Annotated in this window: 13 protein-coding genes; 3 read left to right on the top strand and 10 right to left on the bottom strand. The window is 71.4% G+C overall.

Going from position 1 to position 17,212, the window contains the following annotated elements:
• The first annotated feature begins 19 nt into the window (after positions 1-19).
• Entirely contained in the window at positions 20-1,618 is a 1,599-nt protein-coding gene (locus IG08_RS0118565) for a S8 family peptidase (RefSeq protein ID WP_030603285.1), read from the top strand.
• 89 nt (positions 1,619-1,707) lie between these two features.
• Here IG08_RS0118565 and IG08_RS0118560 read toward each other — a convergent pair whose 3' ends face one another.
• The 10 genes from IG08_RS0118560 to rsmI form a co-directional block, all read right to left on the bottom strand.
• Complete coding sequence (locus IG08_RS0118560) at positions 1,708-2,838, bottom strand: N-acetylmuramoyl-L-alanine amidase (protein ID WP_030603283.1); 1,131 nt, start codon at positions 2,836-2,838, stop codon at positions 1,708-1,710.
• Between the two features lie 155 nt (positions 2,839-2,993).
• Positions 2,994-4,979 carry a sensor histidine kinase gene (locus IG08_RS0118555; RefSeq protein ID WP_030603281.1) on the bottom strand — a complete coding sequence of 662 codons (1,986 nt, stop codon included), beginning with the start codon at positions 4,977-4,979 and terminating at the stop codon, positions 2,994-2,996.
• A 216-nt stretch (positions 4,980-5,195) separates the two neighbouring features.
• A complete protein-coding gene (locus IG08_RS0118550; RefSeq protein WP_030603278.1) occupies positions 5,196-5,975 on the bottom strand; it encodes an MHYT domain-containing protein in 780 nt (259 codons plus the stop codon).
• Between the two features lie 231 nt (positions 5,976-6,206).
• Complete coding sequence (locus tag IG08_RS0118545; RefSeq protein WP_106980978.1) at positions 6,207-7,448, bottom strand: ankyrin repeat domain-containing protein; 1,242 nt, start codon at positions 7,446-7,448, stop codon at positions 6,207-6,209.
• Positions 7,449-7,739: 291 nt separating this feature from the next.
• Complete coding sequence (locus IG08_RS0118540) at positions 7,740-8,639, bottom strand: 4-(cytidine 5'-diphospho)-2-C-methyl-D-erythritol kinase (protein WP_030603274.1); 900 nt, start codon at positions 8,637-8,639, stop codon at positions 7,740-7,742.
• Positions 8,636-9,562, bottom strand: coding sequence for a 16S rRNA (adenine(1518)-N(6)/adenine(1519)-N(6))-dimethyltransferase RsmA (gene rsmA, locus IG08_RS0118535; protein WP_052424773.1), 927 nt, complete (start codon positions 9,560-9,562; stop codon positions 8,636-8,638). The genes IG08_RS0118540 and rsmA overlap by 4 nt, the downstream gene beginning before the upstream one ends.
• A 116-nt stretch (positions 9,563-9,678) precedes the next feature.
• Positions 9,679-11,025, bottom strand: coding sequence for a resuscitation-promoting factor (locus IG08_RS0118530; RefSeq protein WP_030603268.1), 1,347 nt, complete (start codon positions 11,023-11,025; stop codon positions 9,679-9,681).
• A gap of 127 nt (positions 11,026-11,152) precedes the next feature.
• Positions 11,153-12,031: a TatD family hydrolase gene (locus tag IG08_RS0118525; RefSeq protein ID WP_030603266.1), complete on the bottom strand. Its 879-nt coding sequence runs from the start codon at positions 12,029-12,031 to the stop codon at positions 11,153-11,155.
• Positions 12,032-12,083: 52 nt separating this feature from the next.
• Positions 12,084-12,482, bottom strand: coding sequence for a hypothetical protein (locus IG08_RS0118520; RefSeq protein ID WP_030603263.1), 399 nt, complete (start codon positions 12,480-12,482; stop codon positions 12,084-12,086).
• Positions 12,483-12,738: 256 nt separating this feature from the next.
• The gene (rsmI, locus tag IG08_RS0118515; RefSeq protein ID WP_030603260.1) at positions 12,739-13,608 is read right to left on the bottom strand and encodes a 16S rRNA (cytidine(1402)-2'-O)-methyltransferase; all 870 of its coding nucleotides are present in this window, start codon (positions 13,606-13,608) and stop codon (positions 12,739-12,741) included.
• Positions 13,609-13,671: 63 nt separating this feature from the next.
• Here rsmI and IG08_RS0118510 point away from each other — a divergent pair, with 63 nt between their 5' ends.
• Together IG08_RS0118510 and IG08_RS0118505 are read left to right on the top strand one after the other, a co-directional pair.
• Positions 13,672-15,414: a dolichyl-phosphate-mannose--protein mannosyltransferase gene (locus IG08_RS0118510; protein ID WP_030603258.1), complete on the top strand. Its 1,743-nt coding sequence runs from the start codon at positions 13,672-13,674 to the stop codon at positions 15,412-15,414.
• A gap of 85 nt (positions 15,415-15,499) precedes the next feature.
• Positions 15,500-17,134, top strand: a complete 1,635-nt coding sequence (locus IG08_RS0118505; RefSeq protein ID WP_030603255.1) for a penicillin-binding transpeptidase domain-containing protein — start codon at positions 15,500-15,502, stop codon at positions 17,132-17,134.
• Positions 17,135-17,212: the final 78 nt, after the last annotated feature.

Raw genomic sequence — 17,212 nt, 5'->3', positions numbered from 1 at the left:
CGAGAGGGGTAACTCCCCCATGTTCGTGCAGCACTCCCCCACACGCCGCAGACGCGGCGCCCTCGCCGCACTCGTCTCCGCCGCCGCACTGTTCGCCGTGGGCGCCGCCACCACCGCCCCCGCGTCCGCCGCGCCCGCCGAGGGCGTGATCCAGGGCGCCGACGCCGCAGGTGCCATCAAGGGCAGCTACATCGTCACCCTCAAGACCGACACGAGGGCCGCCTCCGCCAAGGGCAAGGCCGTAGCCACCGGCTACGGCGCCGAGGTCACCCGCACCTACAAGAAGGCCCTCAACGGCTACGCGACCGAGATGAGCGAGACCGAGGCCAAGCGGCTCGCCGCCGACCCCGCCGTCGCCTCGGTCACGCAGAACAAGACCGTCCACATCAACGACACCCAGACCGGCGCCACTTGGGGCCTGGACCGCATCGACCAGGCCGACCTGCCGCTCGACTCGTCGTACACCTACCCGTCCAGCGCGGGCAGCGGCGTCACGGCGTACATCATCGACACGGGCGTCCGCATCACCCACACCAACTTCGGCGGGCGGGCTTCGTACGGCTATGACGCCGTCGACGACGACTCCACCGCCGACGACGGCAACGGCCACGGCACCCACGTCGCCGGCACGGTCGCGAGCAGCACCTACGGTGTCGCCAAGGCCGCCGACATCGTCGCCGTCCGCGTCCTCGACGACGACGGCTCCGGCACCACCGACGGCGTGGTCGCGGGCATCGACTGGGTGACCGAGAACGCCCAGTTCCCGGCGGTCGCCAACATGTCGCTCGGCGGCGACGCGGACTCCGTCCTGGACGCGGCGGTCGCCAACTCCATCTCCGCGGGCATCACTTACGCGGTCGCGGCCGGCAACGACAACACCACCGCCTCCTCGAACTCCCCGGCCCGCGTCTCCACGGCGATCACGGTCGGCGCCTCCACCAGCGCGGACGCGCGCGCGAGTTACTCCAACTACGGTTCCGTACTGGACCTCTTCGCCCCGGGTTCGAGCATCACCTCGACGTACAACACGTCCAACTCCGCCACCGCGAGCCTTTCGGGTACGTCGATGGCGTCCCCGCACGTCGCCGGCGCGGCCGCGGTCTACCTGGGCGAGAACCCGAGCGCCACGCCCGCCCAGGTGTCCTCGGCGCTGGTCTCGGCGGCCTCCGCGTCCACCCTCACCAGCGTCGGCACCGGCAGCCCCAACCTGCTGCTCCAGGTCACCCCGGCCGGTGACGACGACGGCGGGGACGACGGCGGCGACACCGGCACCGCCTTCGAGTCGGCGACCGACGTGTCCATCCCGGACGCGGGCTCGGCCGTCTACTCGCCGGTCACCGTCAGCGGCCTCACCGGCAGCGCGCCCAGCGACCTGTCGGTGTACGTCAACATCGTCCACACCTACCGCGGTGACCTGGTGATCGACCTGGTCGCCCCCGACGGCTCGACCTACCGTCTGAAGAGCAGCAGCTCCTCCGACTCCACGGACAACGTCGACGCCACGTACACGGTCGACGCGTCCAGCGAGACGACGGTCAACGGCACCTGGCAGCTCAAGGTCCAGGACGTCTACAGCGCGGACACCGGCTACATCAACAGCTGGAAGCTGACCTTCTGAGCCGGCCGTAGAACGACCACGTACAAGAAAACCGTGCGCCCCGGGGACACCATCACCCGGGGCGTACGGCAGTTTCGGTGTGCGGCGGGTCAGCCGGCCGCGGCCACCCGGACCTCGCCGAGGAGGTCGTACATCGTCTGGCCGGGGCAGTCGGTCTGCAGCCAGTCGCGATGGCCGCTGATCGTCGAGACGTCCTTGGTCGCGCCGCTGACCGGGTTGACGAAGGTGGTCTTCCCCTGCGGGTCGAGGCCCTTGAAGCGGGAGATCACCTTGATCAGACGGGTCAGCGAGGCCTTGGCCGCGTCCGTCGGAGCCTGGTCGACCAGGTTGCCGAGGAGGGCGATGCCGAGGTTGCCGGAGTTGAAGCCGGCGGTGTGGAAGGCGGTGACCAGGTTGCCGTCGGTGTCGAAGGCGGGGATGACGTCGTCGCCGGAGTAGCGGCCCTCGTAGACGGTGCCGGCCTCGTCGATGAGGAAGTGGTAGCCGATGTCGCCCCAGTCGAGGGTGACCGCGTGGTACTCGTAGATCGCGCGGATGGTCGCGGCCGGGTCGGGGTCGGCGTTGGGCGTGTCCGTGTGGTGGACGGTGATCGTCTGCAACGGGTAGTACGTCTCGGGCGAGTTGACCTTGCCGTCCTTGTACCGCTTGGCCTCGTCGGCGCCCCAGGCCGGGCGCGAGAGGTAGCCGACGCCACGCACGCGGGTGGGCTCCGACGGCACCTCGAAGGTGCGGGCGGACCCGTCGGTGGTGTCGATCGCCAGCGAGCGCACGGCGTCCGCGCCGTCCGGGACCTTCAGGGCGTAACCCGTGGCGTTCTGGGCCGCCACCAGGGCCGTACCCCCGCCCTCGACGGTCGCGCAGCCGCCGGCCGCCGGCTTCCAGGAGCCCGCCGCGTCGCCGTCGGTGAACTTGATCCCGGCGCCGTCCGCCGCGCCGGTCCAGCGGACGCCGACGTAGGAGGCGGCGAAGGCGGTGGCGGTCCCGGCGGTGCCGGTGGCGGCCTCGGTGCGGGTGGCCGGGAACTTCTGCGGCGTCGTACCCGAATCACCGGAAGCCGCCGAGGAGTTGTCCGTACTGTCCGACTCCGTGGCCGCGAAGACCACCGGCGTCAGTGCCGCACCGGCGGCCACCGCTCCGGCGGCGCCGATCACACCGCGGCGGGAGAGGGGCGTCTTGCGGCGGTGGGAGGAAGAGGAGGGACCATGTGGGGTGGTTGACACGGAAGTGACCTTCCAGCTCAGTTGAGGAACAGCACCGAGCGGAGCCCGACGGGCGGTGCTTGAACTATCAATCGACCCTACTGGTCACTTCCATCTCATTTACACCAGGGGCCACATGAATTCCTCGTGGAGATGTGGAGATCCGGAGGAGTGCGTCAGGCGCCGGCGATCCGCTGCTGCTGGATCAGCGCGGACGCGGGCGCCAACCCGCGTCCCCGGTGCGCCTCTTCGGCCACCGGCATGTCGTCCCGGATCAGCCCTTCGGGGATGAACACGGCCGCGGTCACGCCGCCGCTCGGCGAGGCGCGGACCTCGACCCGCAGACCCTGCCGCTCGCGCAGCCGGTTGACCACGAACAGGCCGATCTGCTTGGCGTCGAGGAGGTCGACCTTCTCGGACTGGATCTTGCGGTTGGCGTCGGCGAGGGCGTCCTCGTTCATGCCGAAGCCGCTGTCCTCGACCTCGATGAGGACGCCGTCGCGCATCCTCGCGGCCTTCAGCTGCACCTTGGTGCTCGGCGGGGAGAACGCCGTCGCGTTCTCGACCAGTTCGGCGAGCAGGTGGATCACGTCGGCCACCGAGCCGCCCACCACGGACACCCGGGGCACGGCCCAGATCTGCACCCGGGACGAGTTCTCGATCTCGGCGACCGCCGCCCGCAGCACGTCCGCCAGCTGGATCGGGTCCCGCCAGCCGCGGCCGGGCGCGATGCCGGACAGGATCAGCAGGCTCTCGGAGTGACGGCGCATCCGGGTGGCCAGGTAGTCGACGCGGTACAGGTCCTGCAGCTCCACGGGGTCCTGCTGGCGCTGCGCCAGCGCGTCGAGCAGGTCCAGCTGACGGTGCAGCAGCACCTGGCTGCGGCGCGCGAGGGAGACGTACACCCCGGAGATCCCGCTGAGCAGTTCGGCGCGCTCGGAGGCGGCCTTGAGCGCGGCCCGCTGGACCGCGGTGAGGGCGGTGCCGACCTGCGCGAGTTCGTCGCCGACCAGGCGCCGCATGGGGGCCTCGGCGTCGATGTCGACGCCCTGTCCGGCGTGCAGCTTGCGCATGGCCTGCGGCAGACGCCGACCGGCCACCTCCAGGGCGGAGTTGCGCAGGTCGAGGAGTTCGACGATGAGGCCGCGGCCGACGAGGACGGACACGAGCAGCGACAGCAGCACGCCGACCAGACCGAGCACCACCGCGACCCCGGAGGCGCCGAGCGTGTCCCAGCCGAACGGGTTGGCCTTGGCCGTGGCGCCCGTACCGGCCGCCGACTCGGCGGAGGTCAGCCCCTTGAGCACGGCGGCGGACGAGGTCTCCCAGCCCGCGAGGGCGGACCCGGACACGGCCGCCGTACCGGGACCGGCCTTGCGCACCTGGTTCTCCACGGCCTGCACGCGCGCGTACCCGTCGCCGTCCAGGGTCTTCCGGTACGCCGTCCGGTGCTCGACGTTCAGATCGGCGACCGCCGGCTCCAGCAGCTCCCGCTGGGTGGCCACGGCGCCGACGAACAGCGCGTACTGCTCGCGGCCCAGCTCCCCGCCCGCGGCGGCGGCGTCCAGCAGCGCCTGCTCCTGCGCCACCGCCTCGCGCGCACGGCTCAGTTCGAGCACCACGCGCGCCTCGGACGCGGCATCCGTGCCGCGGTCCCCGGTGAGCGCACCGGTGACGGAGAAACCGTGCTCGATGATCGCGGTGTACTTCGTGTACGTCGCCGAGGCCGCCCCCGGCTTCCCGGTCGCCGCGGTGCGCAGCTCCGAGAGCGAACCCGTGTCCGCCTTCAGCTTGTCGATGCGCTCCGGCAGGCTCGCGTCGAGGAGCGCCGCGTCCGAGCTGGAGGCGTTGATGCCGTCCAGCAGAGCGGCGGAGGCCTCATCGGTGGCCTTGCGCGCGGCGGTGAACTCCGCCGGCGCGGCAGCCCGCTTGAGCGCCGCGGTCCGCTCGGTCTGCAGCGCGGTGACGAAGTCGCCGACGGGGGTGAGCAGTTCGGAGTTGACGTCCTTGGCGTTCTCGGTGTCACCGATGCTGGACGCGGTCGTCACGGCGGCGAATCCCCACAGCGCCATGAGGGACACGATGGGCAGCATGAGCAGGGAGACGATCTTCGCCCGGACCGATCTGGGACGCAGCCGGGCGGACGTACGGGTGACGCTCATAGGGGACCTCGTTCGGGGGAGTTCGTGCGTACGACGCCGACGGTCCGGGCTGGTTGTCCGGTGTCGGCGTCGGCGTGGGGCCCGTCGGACAGGCTCTGGGCGGACCTGATGAAGTCGGCAGCGGAACCGCGCCCCTTCAGGGGTGCGGGGAACGGCGCGAGCAGCCTCCACCGGGCCCGCGGCAAAAGAACCGCACAGCCAGCGGAGCGCAACCGCTCAGACCGTGGCGAGTTCGACCTGGCGCAGCAGCTCCGCGGCGGCGGCGGACTCCTCGCGCTTGCCGGTGGGGGACAGCGCGACGTACGCGGCGGCGAGGAACAGGAACGAACCGAGCACCACGGCCAGCGGGAAGATGAACTCCGTGGGGGTGGCGCCGGACAGGGACGCGCTGCTGGGCGCGAGGGAGATGCTCACGGCGTACATCGCGGTGTAGTGCATGCTGCTGACCGCGAGCCCCATGACGAGCGCGGCGGCGGCCGCGAGGACCGGTCCGCGCACGATGAGGGTGAGCGTGAGCGCGGCGGTCGCGGCGACGACGGCGATCACGACGGAGGCGATGACGAGCAGCGGGTCGTAGTCGACCTGGCCGTGCAGGTTGAGCGCGGCCATGCCGGTGTAGTGCATCGCGGCGACGCCGACGCCGGTGCCCAGGCCGCCGAACACGACCGAGGTCACTCGGGAGCGCCCGTAGCCGGCGGTGAAGACGCCGGCCGCGACCACGCCGATGGACATCAGCAGGCTGAGCACGGTGAGCGGGACGTCGTAGCGGATGGGGGTGCCCTCGACGCTGAAGCCGAGCATGGCGACGAAGTGCATGGTCCAGATGCCGGAGCCGATGGCTACGGAGGCGAGCAGCAGCCAGTTCCGCTTGGAGGCGCCGTCCGCCTCGAGCGCCCTGACGGTGCAGCGCAGTCCGAGCGCGGAGCCGAGGCAGGCCATCGCATAGGAGAGGACGGGGGTGACCCATCCGGCGCTGAAGTGATCCATGTGGCCCATGGGGGGATTTCCTCTCGCGCGTCGCGCGGTTCGGGGGCCGCGCGCACGAAGTACCGCCGGTAACAGAGGTGCCGGGGTTGGCTGGATCATGCCAGCCCTTTCCATGGCACAGAGGGCGCGAAAGGGTTGATGACAGGCGATTGCTGAACATTAAATTACTGTGGCGTGGGTTACACCCCGTCTGCATATTTATGCAGGTCAGGCGGATGTCGGGAGTATGTCAGGGGGTTGTCAGGTCGCGTCCCGACGCCGCTCGTACCGCTGGACCGCGTCCAGCATCCAGGTGTCCGTCCACTCGGTCCGGTCGACGGGTCCGATCCTCCGGCCGGCCTCGACACAGCGCGGGTCGTCGCGGTTGGCGAGACCGTAGACCGCGTGGATTCGCACCAACTGTTCCTCCTCGTCGACGAGTTGGAACAGCGCATCGGCGATCCCGGGCTCCCGCCCCGGATACTCGGCGAGCCAGTCGCAGGTGGTCGCGCGCACGCCGGCATCGGGGTCGCGGGCCAGCGTGAGGACCGCCGCCAGGCCCTCGGGGCGGACGAGCAGCCGGTCCTCGCGCCGCTCCAGGGTGTGCAGCACCATGCAGCGGACCCGGGAATCCGGATGCGCCAGATACGACAGCCCCAGGGCCTCGGTCTCCGGGCCGCACTCCTCCTCGGTCAGCCCGTTGAGCACCATCGCCAGCACTTCGGGGTCCCGTTCCTCGGCTGCCCACGCCAGGAAGGCCTCGGCGGCGCGCCCCTCGAACCCGGTGTATCCCGTCAGCGGATCCCCCACCAGGAACACGCACCGCAGCACATCGGCGGCGAACAGGCGGTGCAGACGCTCGGGGTGACGGCTGAGGGCGACCGCGGCCGCCCAGGTCTCCTCGTCCTTCCGACGGGCGAGGGCCAGCGCCACCGTCGCCCAGACGGCATGGTCGGCATCGGGATACGCCAGCGCCCGCGCGAGCATCTCGTCGAAGGGCGTACGCACCCGGAACGACACCTCCAGCTCGGTGAGGATCCCCGCGTGCCCGTCCAGTACGGTCAGCCCGCCGAGCGTGAACTGCTCGTATGCACAGGACCAGTACGCGTCCTCGACCCACACCCGCTCGACCGGGCCCACCGCACCGGTCCTGCGCCGCAGTTCGGCCTCCACACCCCTCTCGGCCCACCGCCGGGCACGGGCCAGCAGCCCGTCCCGTACGGCGGGCGCGAGGTGCACGAGTTCCGGCAGCAGCGTGGTGACCATCCCCACGGAGCCCGCGTCGACCGCCCGCAGCAAGGGCGTTCCGCCGTCCGGCAGGGGGTGGAGCGGGTCCGCCCCGCCTTCCAGCAGCGCTTCGGCGACCGGTTGGTCGTACGCCGCCACGGCCAGGCAGAGAAGCGGGAGGCCGTCGGCGCGGGTGTCCGGATCCGCCCCCTCGTCCAGCAGGGCCCTGACCTCGTCCGCATCGCCACGCCGTACAGCCGCGACCAGTGAATCCACGCTCAACTCCCCCGTTTCCGGGGGGAGCTTAGGGGGCGGAGCCGGTTGGGGCACGCGATTAACCAGCCCTGGCGCCCGGTCAACTTGCCCTGGGCACGCCACCGACTTGCCGAGGCAGCCGGTGCCTGAGCGGGGCTCGCGAAGTTAGATGCGATTCGGCAGCCCGCCCAGGGGCGCGGGGAACTGCGCGACCAGCCACGACGGCGCCGCACCCAAACGACGGCATATCGCGACCCAAACCGAGTTGCCGCAGCACCGGACCAACTCGCCCGGCACCCAACCAACCCGCCCCTAACCGCCGAGCACCGTCGCCCCCTGCACCGGCCCCGAAGCCGTACGCACACTCCGACACGTACCGGAGGTACGGAGCACCTCCGCCACCTTCTCCGCCGCCCCGGCGTCGCGCGCGAGGAACGCCGTGGTCGGCCCCGAGCCAGAGACGAGCGCGGCAAGCGCACCCGCGGCGCGGCCTGCCGCAAGGGTGTCGGCCAGCTCCGGGAAGAGGGAGAGCGCGGCAGGCTGGAGGTCATTGGAGACGGCGGAGCCAAGCGCGTCCGGGTCGCCCGTGGCCAGGGCATCGAGGAGTTCCTCGGAGGCGACGGGCTCCGGGACGTCGAGCCCCTCGGTGAGCCGGTCGAACTCCCAGAAGACGGCCGGGGTCGACAGCCCCCGCTCGGCCATCGCGAAGACCCACTGGAAGGTCCCGCCGACTTCGAGAGCCCTGAGCTTCTCGCCGCGCCCGGTGCCGAGCGCCGCCCCGCCCACCAGGCTGAACGGCACATCGCTGCCCAACTCGGCGCAGATGTCGAGGAGTTCCTCACGGGAGGCGCCCGTGCCCCACAGCGCGTCGCACGCGAGCAGCGCACCCGCACCGTCCGCGCTGCCGCCGGCCATGCCCCCGGCCACCGGGATGTCCTTGGCGATGTGGAGGTGCACGGCGGGGTCGAGGCCGCGCCGCTCGGCGAGGATCAGCGCGGCGCGCGCCGCGAGGTTCGTACGGTCCAGGGGGACCTGGCCGGCGTCCGGCCCCTCGCAGGTGACGCGCAGTTCGTCGGCGGGGGTGACGGTGACCTCGTCGTAGAGCCCGACCGCGAGGAACACGTTGGCCAGGTCGTGGAACCCGTCGGGCCGGGCGGCCCCCACCGCGAGCTGGACGTTGACCTTGGCGGGGACGCGGACGGTGACGCTCACTTGCCGGGCTCCTCGTTCTCGCCGGACTGCCTCTTCGGGGGCTCGGGGGTCGCCCCCCGGGATGATGCAGCCTCCGCGATCCGCGCGAACTCCTCCACGGTGATGGCCTCCCCGCGCGCCTGCGGCGACACCCCCGCCGCGACGAGGGCCGCCTCGGCCGCCGCCGCCGACCCGGCCCATCCGGCGAGCGCGGCCCGCAGGGTCTTGCGGCGCTGGGCGAAGGCCGCGTCGACGACGGCGAAGACCTCGCGCCGGGAGGCCGTGGTCTTGAGCGGCTCGGCCCTGCGGACCAGCGAGACCAGCCCGCTGTCGACGTTCGGCGCGGGCCAGAAGACGGTGCGGCCGATGGCCCCGGCCCGCTTGACCTCGGCGTACCAGTTGGCCTTGACGGACGGGACGCCGTACACCCGGGAGCCGGGCCCCGCGGCAAGGCGGTCGGCGACCTCCGACTGGACCATGACGAGGGTGCGCTCGATGCTCGGGAAGGTCTCCAGCATGTGCAGCAGCACCGGCACGGCGACGTTGTACGGCAGGTTCGCGACCAGCGCGGTCGGGGCGGGCCCCGGCAGCTCGGTCACCTGCATCGCGTCGGAGTGCACGAGCGTGAACCGGTCGGCGCGCTCCGGCATCCGCGCCGCGATGGTGGCGGGCAGCGCGGACGCGAGTACGTCGTCGATCTCGACGGCGGTGACCCGGTCGGCGGCCTCAAGCAGCGCCAGCGTGAGCGAACCGAGCCCCGGGCCCACTTCGACGACCACGTCGTCGGGCCGGACCCCCGCGGTGCGGACGATACGGCGGACCGTGTTCGCGTCGATCACGAAGTTCTGGCCGCGCTGCTTGGTGGGGCGTACGCCGAGAGCCGCCGCCAGCTCACGGACGTCGGCGGGGCCCAGAAGGGCGTCGGGGCTGGGGCTGCTGCTCACGGCCACAAGGGTACGGGCCCGCCGGGGCCGCCCGCGCCGACGCAGCCCGCCCTCAGACCCACGACAGCGTCCCGCGGCCCGCCCTCAGACCTACGACCGTGCCCCGCGGCCCGCCCTCACCCGTGCAACCGCGTCCCGCAGTGCGGCCACGGGCTCGCCCCGCGCCGCACGTACAGCTTCTTCGCCCGGAACGTCTGTTCCGCAGCCGACGCGTCCTGCGGGCGCCCCTTGCCGCCGAGGCTCTGCCAGGTCTGCGTGTCGAACTGGTAGAGCCCGCCGTACGTCCCGGACGGGTCGACGGCACCCGGCCGGCCGCCGGACTCGCACGTGGCCAGCCCCTGCCAGTTCAGGTCGTCCGCCCCCTGCACCGAGGTCGGCAGCGGCATCGTGCCCACCTTCACGACCTGCGTGCGGGGCTCCCGCACGACCTCGGTCCTGAGTCGGCGCGGCTTCTGCTTGACGCCGTTGACCGTGCGCAGGGAGTACGTGACCCGGCGCAGCCCCGGCTGTCCCGCCCGCTCGACGAGCTCCGTGCCCCGGAACAGGGAAGGGTCCTCCGTCCGCTCCTCGTTGAACGGGATCGACTCCTCGCGGACCTCCTTGGTCCCGGTGATCCGCAGCACGGTGACGGTCTGCCCGTCGCGCGGGAAGCTGCCGGGCGCGACGGAGGTGGCGTCCTGTCCGCGCAGGGTGATCCCGGCCTCCTCCACGACCTCGCGCACGGTCGCCGCGTTGGTGCGGATCGTGCGCGCCCGGCCGTCCGCCATGATCGTCACCGAGCGCTCGGTGCGCACGTCCAGCGCGAGCCCCTCGCGCCCGATGCGCCGGGAGCGCGAGGTGGACACGTACGCGCCCTCCGCACGCACCCTCAGCTGTTCGAGCGCCCCGTCCACCGTGTCCGCCGTGGTCCACACCTCGCGCCGCTGACCGTCCAGCGTGAGCCGTACGGGGCGCCCGTAGCGCACGGCGACCTCGTCGCCGCTGGCGAGCGCCTCGCCGGGGGCGGGCGCGACCACGTCGTGCGCCCCGACCTCCACGCCCTCCTCCGCGAGCAGCTCGGTCACGTCGTCCGCGAAGGTGTGCAGGGTGCGCGGCTTGCCGTCGACGCTCAGCTCGATCGCCTTGTCCTTGGCGACGAAGGCGGTGGTACCGCCGGCGAGGAAGGCGACGACCAGCGCCTGCGGGAGCAGACGGCGCATGGCACCGTCCGAGCGCTCCCCACCTCGCGCCTTGCGCCGACGCGTGGCACGCCGGTCCACTCCAGCGCGCGCAACGGGATCCGGCACAACGGGCGCGGGCGCCGGCTGCGCCTCGTAGGCAGGCCGGTACGTGTCGTCGTACGACGTCGGCGCCGCGTACACGCCGTAGGCCAGCGTCTCGGCACCGTGCAGATCTGTGTGCGGTTCGGCGTACGGCTCACTCGGGCCGTACGCCTCGAACGTCTGGTACTGCGAGTTGCTCACGCCGACACGCTCCAGGGGCCGGAGGGTCCAGAGGGGTCCAGAACCTAGCGGAGCGATCGTCACTCACCAAGGCGACGCGGCTACCCAGAGTGGTGTTCGAGCTGGTCAATAACGGATCGGCAACGGGTCAGTAGCCGAACGCGCGTGCCGTGTTGGCCGCGAGTGCCGACGCCAGCGCGTCCTCGTCGATGCCGCGCACGGCGGCCAGGGCGCGCACCGTGACCGGAATGAGATAAGGGGCGTTGGGCCGTCCGCGGTACGGCGCCGGCGTCAGGAAGGGCGCGTCGGTCTCCACGAGGAGCAGTTCCAGCGGGGCGACGGCCACCGCGTCCCGCAGGTTCTGGGCGTTCTTGAAGGTGACGTTGCCGGCGAAGGACATGAAGTATCCGGCGCGGGCGCAGATCTCCGCCATCTCGGCGTCGCCGGAGTAGCAGTGGAAGACGGTGCGCTCGGGGGCACCCTCCTCCTTCAACACCCGCAGCACGTCGGCGTGGGCGTCGCGGTCGTGGATGACGAGGGCCTTGCCGTGCCGCTTGGCGATCTCGATGTGGGCGCGGAAGGAGCCCTCCTGCGCCTCCTTGCCCTCGGGCCCGGTGCGGAAGTAGTCGAGGCCGGTCTCGCCGACGCCCTTGACCTGGGGGAGCGCGGCCAGGCGGTCGATCTCGGCGAGCGCCTCGTCGAGTGCCCCCGCGCCCCCCGGTTGCCGCGCGCCCTGCCGGGACCAGCCGTCGGGGTCGCCGTGGACGATGCGCGGGGCTTCGTTGGGGTGCAGGGCGACGGTCGCGTGGACGCTCTCGTGGGCGGCCGCCGTCTCCGCGGCCCACTGCGAGCCGCGGACGTCGCAGCCCACCTGGACGACCGTCGTGACACCGACCGACGCGGCTTTCGCGAGCCCCTCCTCCACCGTGCCGGACTGCATGTCCAGGTGGGTGTGGGAGTCGGCGACCGGTACCCGGAGAGGTTCCGGGAGCGGCGGCGCCGCGTTCTTCTCGCTGGAGGAAGGCATGCCCCGATCCTACGAAAGGGGCATGCCTTCCTACCGGGGGGAGGGAGAGGGCTCAGCTCGCCTTGCGGTGGAACGGGTGCAGGAGATCGGACAGATGCCAGTGGTGGCGTTCCCCGGCCTGCTCGGGCACCTCCGGCGCCTCGGCGGACGGCGTCCGGCGATGCTGCCGCTGCGCCGCGTCGAGCACCGACGACACCTGGCCCGCACGCATGATGCGCACGACATGGCCGTCGCAGTTGAGGCACGCGGGCCGGCTCAGCGGGGAGGGGACGACCTGGCCGTTCGCCACGTACATCACGAACTCGTGGCCGTCGGCGTCCCGGTGGTGCTCGATCTCGTACGACTGCTCCCAGCCGTGCCCGCAACGCATGCAGGCGAAGGAATACGACTCGTGGACGACGGCGTCGGCGCCACTGCGCAGTGCGGCGGTCTGCCCTGCGATCTCGCTCATGCCAGCTCCTCTGGTCCGCTGGACACAGGGACGGGTGCGTCCCTTCAACCAGTGGACGCCTCTGCCGGAGCGAATGCATCAGCCCTGTCGAGTGTTGGGTCCCATTTGGACTTTCCTTGCCATACCGGCCTCTGGGGCAGGGGCTGCGCTTTGCCTTTCGCCACTGTCCTTTGCCTGCCCGTGGGGCGCGCGCTCAGACGATATGCGCCCTGCTCAGAGGGGGTGTGGCGCAGTTCACGGGCACGTCACGGACACCTCACGAAACACTCCCCGAAGCGGCGTTCTTCGCAGCCACAACCGCGTCGAACACCTGCCGCTTCGGCAGCCCCGCCTCGGCGGCCACCGCGGCGATCGCCTCCTTGCGCCGCTCCCCCGCGTCCTCACGCACGCGTACCCGTCGCACCAGCTCAGCGGCGTCGAGCTCCTCGGCACCGCGCTCCGGCGCCCCCTCGACGACGACGGTGATCTCCCCGCGCACGCCCTCGGCAGCCCACGCGGCCAGCTCCCCCAGCCCGCCCCGCTTGACCTCTTCGTACGTCTTGGTCAGTTCCCGGCACACGGCGGCCCGCCGCTCGGCCCCGAACACCTCGGCCATCGCGGCAAGGGTGTCGTCGAGCCGGTGGGGAGCCTCGAAGTACACGAGAGTCCGCCGCTCCTGACCGACCTCCCGCAGCCGGGTCAGCCGCTCCCCCGCCTTGCGCGGCAGGAACCCCTCGAAGCAGAACCGGTCGACGGGCAGCCCGGACAGCGCCAGCGCGGTGAGCACGGCGGACGGTCCCGGCACGGCGGTGACCCGGATGTCCTTCTCCACCGCGGCGGCGACCAGCCGGTAGCCGGGGTCCGACACCGACGGCATCCCGGCGTCGGTCACGAGCAGCACGCGCGCGCCGCCCACGAGTGCCTCGACCAACTCGGGCGTACGGGCAGCCTCGTTGCCCTCGAAGTACGACACGACCCGCCCCTTGGGCGTCACACCGAGCGCCTGCGTCAGCCGCCGCAGCCGCCGCGTGTCCTCGGCGGCGACGACGTCGGCCCCGGCCAGCTCCTCGGCGAGCCGGGGCGGGGCGTCGGCGACGTCGCCGATGGGAGTACCGGCAAGGACCAGGGTTCCGGGCGCAACTGTCACGTTTCTATCCTCGCAGGGACCCAAGCACGGGACTCACACAGCGCCGTTCCCTACGATGGCGCGGTGACCAGTACCGCGTCCTCCACGGACACCCGGCAGGACCAGGCCCCCCAGGACCGGCGGCCGTCGTGGCAGCAGAGGCTGCGCCGATTCGGCTACACGGCGGAGCCCAGAAGCGACGTGCGCGACCGCCTGGTGCCGCCGTATGTCGAGCCCAGCCCGCGCATGTGGCAGGTGCTCGGCGTTCCGCAGGCGCTCGCGGAGCGCATCACCCGCTGGTCGGGCTGGGGCGGTCCGCTGCTGGTGACGCTGATGGCCGGCGTGATGCGGTTCTGGAACCTGGGCAGCCCGAAGGCGGTGATATTCGACGAGACGTACTACGCCAAGGACGCGTGGGCGCTCGTCCACCGCGGCTACGAGGTCAGCTGGCCCAAGGACATCGACAAGCTGATCCTCTCCTCGAACGGCAACGTCCCGATCCCGACGGACGCGTCCTACGTCGTGCATCCGCCGGTCGGCAAGTACGTCATCGGGCTCGGCGAGCTGATGTTCGGATTCAACCCGTTCGGCTGGCGGTTCATGACGGCGCTGCTGGGCACGCTGTCGATCCTCATCGTGTGCCGCATCGGCCGCCGTATGTTCCGCTCGACCTTCCTCGGCTGCCTGGCCGGCGCGCTGATGACCGTGGACGGCCTGGCCTTCGTGATGGCCCGCACCGCGCTGCTCGACGGCGTGCTGATGTTCTTCGTGCTGGCCGCGTTCGCCTGCCTGGTGATCGACCGCGACCGGGCGCGCGAGAAACTCGCGGCCGCGCTCCCGGCCGACGCGAACGGCCTGGTCCGCCCCGACGCGCACATCGCCGACACCCTCCGGCTCGGCTGGCGCCCCTATCGCTGGCTGGCGGGCCTGATGCTGGGCCTCGCCATGGGCACCAAGTGGAACGGCCTGTTCTTCCTGGTCGCCTTCGGCATCCTGACGGTGCTGTGGGACGCCGGCTCCCGCAAGGTCGCGGGCGCCCGCCACCCGTACGAGGCGGTGTTCAAGTACGACCTGGGCCTCGCGTTCCTCTCCACCGTCCCGGTCGCGATCCTCACGTACTTCACCTCGTGGATCGGCTGGATCCTCTCCCCCGCGAACGGCAGCGGCGGCTACTACCGCAACTGGGCCGCGACCGACGGCAAGGGCGGCAGCTGGACCTGGCTCTTCCCCGACTGGTGGCGCAGCCTGTGGCACTACGAGCACGAGGTCTACAAGTTCAACGTCGGCCTCTCCTCGCCGCACACCTACCAGTCGAACCCGTGGAGCTGGATCGTCGACGGCCGCCCGGTCTCGTTCTTCTACGAGTCCCCCTCGCCCGGCGCCGACGGCTGCCCCGCGGACGCGGGCGAGAAGTGCGCCCGCGAGGTCCTCGCGATCGGCACCCCCCTGCTGTGGTGGGCGGCCGGCTTCGCGATCCTCTACGTCCTGTGGCGCTGGTTCTTCCGCCGCGACTGGCGCGCGGGCGCGATCGCCTGCGGTATCGCGGCCGGCTACCTCCCCTGGTTCAACTACCAGGAACGGACGATCTTCTACTTCTACACGATCGTCTTCGTCCCCTTCCTCTGCCTGGCTCTCGCCATGCTCATCGGCTCCATCATCGGCCCACCGAAATCCAGCGACGCCCGCCGCGTCGCGGGCGCGACCGCGGCCGGCGTGCTGGTTCTGCTGATCGCCTGGAACTTCATTTATTTCTGGCCGCTGTATACGGGGACGTCGATCCCGATCGACAACTGGCGTTCACGTATGTGGCTGGATACCTGGGTCTAACGAAAGAGGAAACTCCCGCCCCTCTTGTCACACCTCCCGCTTAGGCTGCCCACAGCCAACGGGGAAAACGGGAGGGGACCGCGTTATGGCCAGGGGGGTAAAGGTCGCCGTCATCAGCACGGCGTTCGCCGTGATGGTAGGCGGTGCCGGGTACGGCGCGTACAACATCGTGTCCGCGCTGAACGGCGACGGGGGAACGGGCGCCGCGGGATCGTCGGACGCGAAGAGAAGCGGGCCGCCGAGCAAGGACGAGGTCGCGGAGACGAGCAAGAAGTTCTTCGCGGCCTGGGAGAAGGGCGAGGCGGCGAGTGCGGCGTCGTACACGAACAACAGCACCGTGGCCGAGCAGCTGTTGACGGCGTACAGCGACACCGCGCACATCACCGACGTGCGGATCACACCCGGGACGGCGACGGGCGACACCGTGCCCTACGGCGTGAAGGCCACGGTGAAGTACGCGGGCAAGTCCAAGCCACTGTCGTACAAGAGCCGACTGACCGTCGTGCGCGGGGTGACCACGGGGCGCGCGCTGGTCGACTGGAAGCCGTCGGTCGTCCATCCCGAACTGCAGACCGGCGACACGCTCGTCACCGAGGAGTCGGCGAACCCGCCGATCGAGGCGGTGGACCGCGACGGCGTCGTGCTGACGAAGGCGAAGTACCCGTCCCTCGGACCGGTCCTCGACGCCCTGCGCGCCAAGTACGGCGAGCAGGCGGGCGGCACCCCCGGCATCGAGCTGTCGATCCGCCACCAGACCGAGGGCGTGGCCGAGACCTCGCTGCTGACCCTGGCCAAGGGCAAGGCGGGCAAGTTGGAGACGACGCTCAGCGCCACCGCGCAGGCGGCCGCCGAGAAGGCGGTGAAGCTGTACGACCAGTCCTCGGTCGTCGCCGTCAAGCCCAGCACCGGCGAGGTGCTGGCGGTGGCGAACAACCGCAAGGACGCCTTCAACGCGGCGTTCGAGGGCACGGTCGCCCCCGGCTCCACCATGAAGATCATCACCGCCGCGATGCTCATCGACAACGGCGTGACCTCGATGAACGGCCCGGCGCCCTGCACCGAAGACGCCGTGTGGCAGGGCCAGACCTTCAGGAACCTCACGGGCATGCAGCCCAACCTGAACGCCACGCTCGCCAACAGCTTCATGCGCTCCTGCAACACGGCCTTCATCAAGCTCATCGACGAGAAGCCGCTCACGGACGAGTCGTTGACGAAGGAGGCCGAGGAACGGTTCGGGATCAACCACGACTGGCAGACGGGCATCGTCTCCTTCGACGGCAAGGTCCCCGCCGTCAGCGGCCCGGACCGCGCGGCGGGCGCGATCGGCCAGGGCCAGGTCCAGATGAACCCGCTGAACATGGCCTCGGTGACGGCCACCGCCATCACCGGCGCTTTCCGCCAGCCCTACCTGGTCTCACCGAAGCTCGACGACCGCCAACTGGCCACCGCGAAGGGGCTGCCGTACAACACGGCCTCCCAGCTCAAGCAGATGATGCGGCTGACCGCGACCCAGGGCACCGCCGCGAAGGCGATGGCCGGGCTCGGCGGGGACATCGGTGCGAAGACCGGTTCCGCCGAGGTCGACGGGAACGCGGTGTCCGACAGCTGGTTCACGGGCTTCCGCAACGACGTCTCGGCGGCGGCCCTGGTCCAGGGCGGCGGCCACGGCGGCGACGCGGCGGGCCCGATTGTCGCAGCTGTGCTACGAGCTGCGGGCTGAAGTCACCCGCGCAGGACGGGACTCTAGGGTGGTACTCGTCGTTGAGGTGTGTATGAGGGCAACGGGGACCCTGGGGAT

The organism is Streptomyces fulvoviolaceus, assembly GCF_000718165.1.
Taxonomy (GTDB): domain Bacteria; phylum Actinomycetota; class Actinomycetes; order Streptomycetales; family Streptomycetaceae; genus Streptomyces; species Streptomyces fulvoviolaceus.
Note: the sequence above shows the minus strand (reverse complement) of the source record. Positions and strands in the feature narration are given on the sequence as shown.

Excerpts from the sequence above, each read along its gene's own strand:
- IG08_RS0118565 (WP_030603285.1), top strand. The coding sequence starts at position 20 with ATGTTCGTGCAGCACTCCCCCACACGCCGCAGACGCGGCGCCCTCGCC.
- IG08_RS0118555 (WP_030603281.1), bottom strand. The coding sequence starts at position 4,979 with ATGAGCGTCACCCGTACGTCCGCCCGGCTGCGTCCCAGATCGGTCCGG.
- IG08_RS0118550 (WP_030603278.1), bottom strand. The coding sequence starts at position 5,975 with ATGGGCCACATGGATCACTTCAGCGCCGGATGGGTCACCCCCGTCCTC.
- IG08_RS0118525 (WP_030603266.1), bottom strand. The coding sequence starts at position 12,031 with ATGCCTTCCTCCAGCGAGAAGAACGCGGCGCCGCCGCTCCCGGAACCT.
- IG08_RS0118520 (WP_030603263.1), bottom strand. The coding sequence starts at position 12,482 with ATGAGCGAGATCGCAGGGCAGACCGCCGCACTGCGCAGTGGCGCCGAC.
- IG08_RS0118505 (WP_030603255.1), top strand. The coding sequence starts at position 15,500 with ATGGCCAGGGGGGTAAAGGTCGCCGTCATCAGCACGGCGTTCGCCGTG.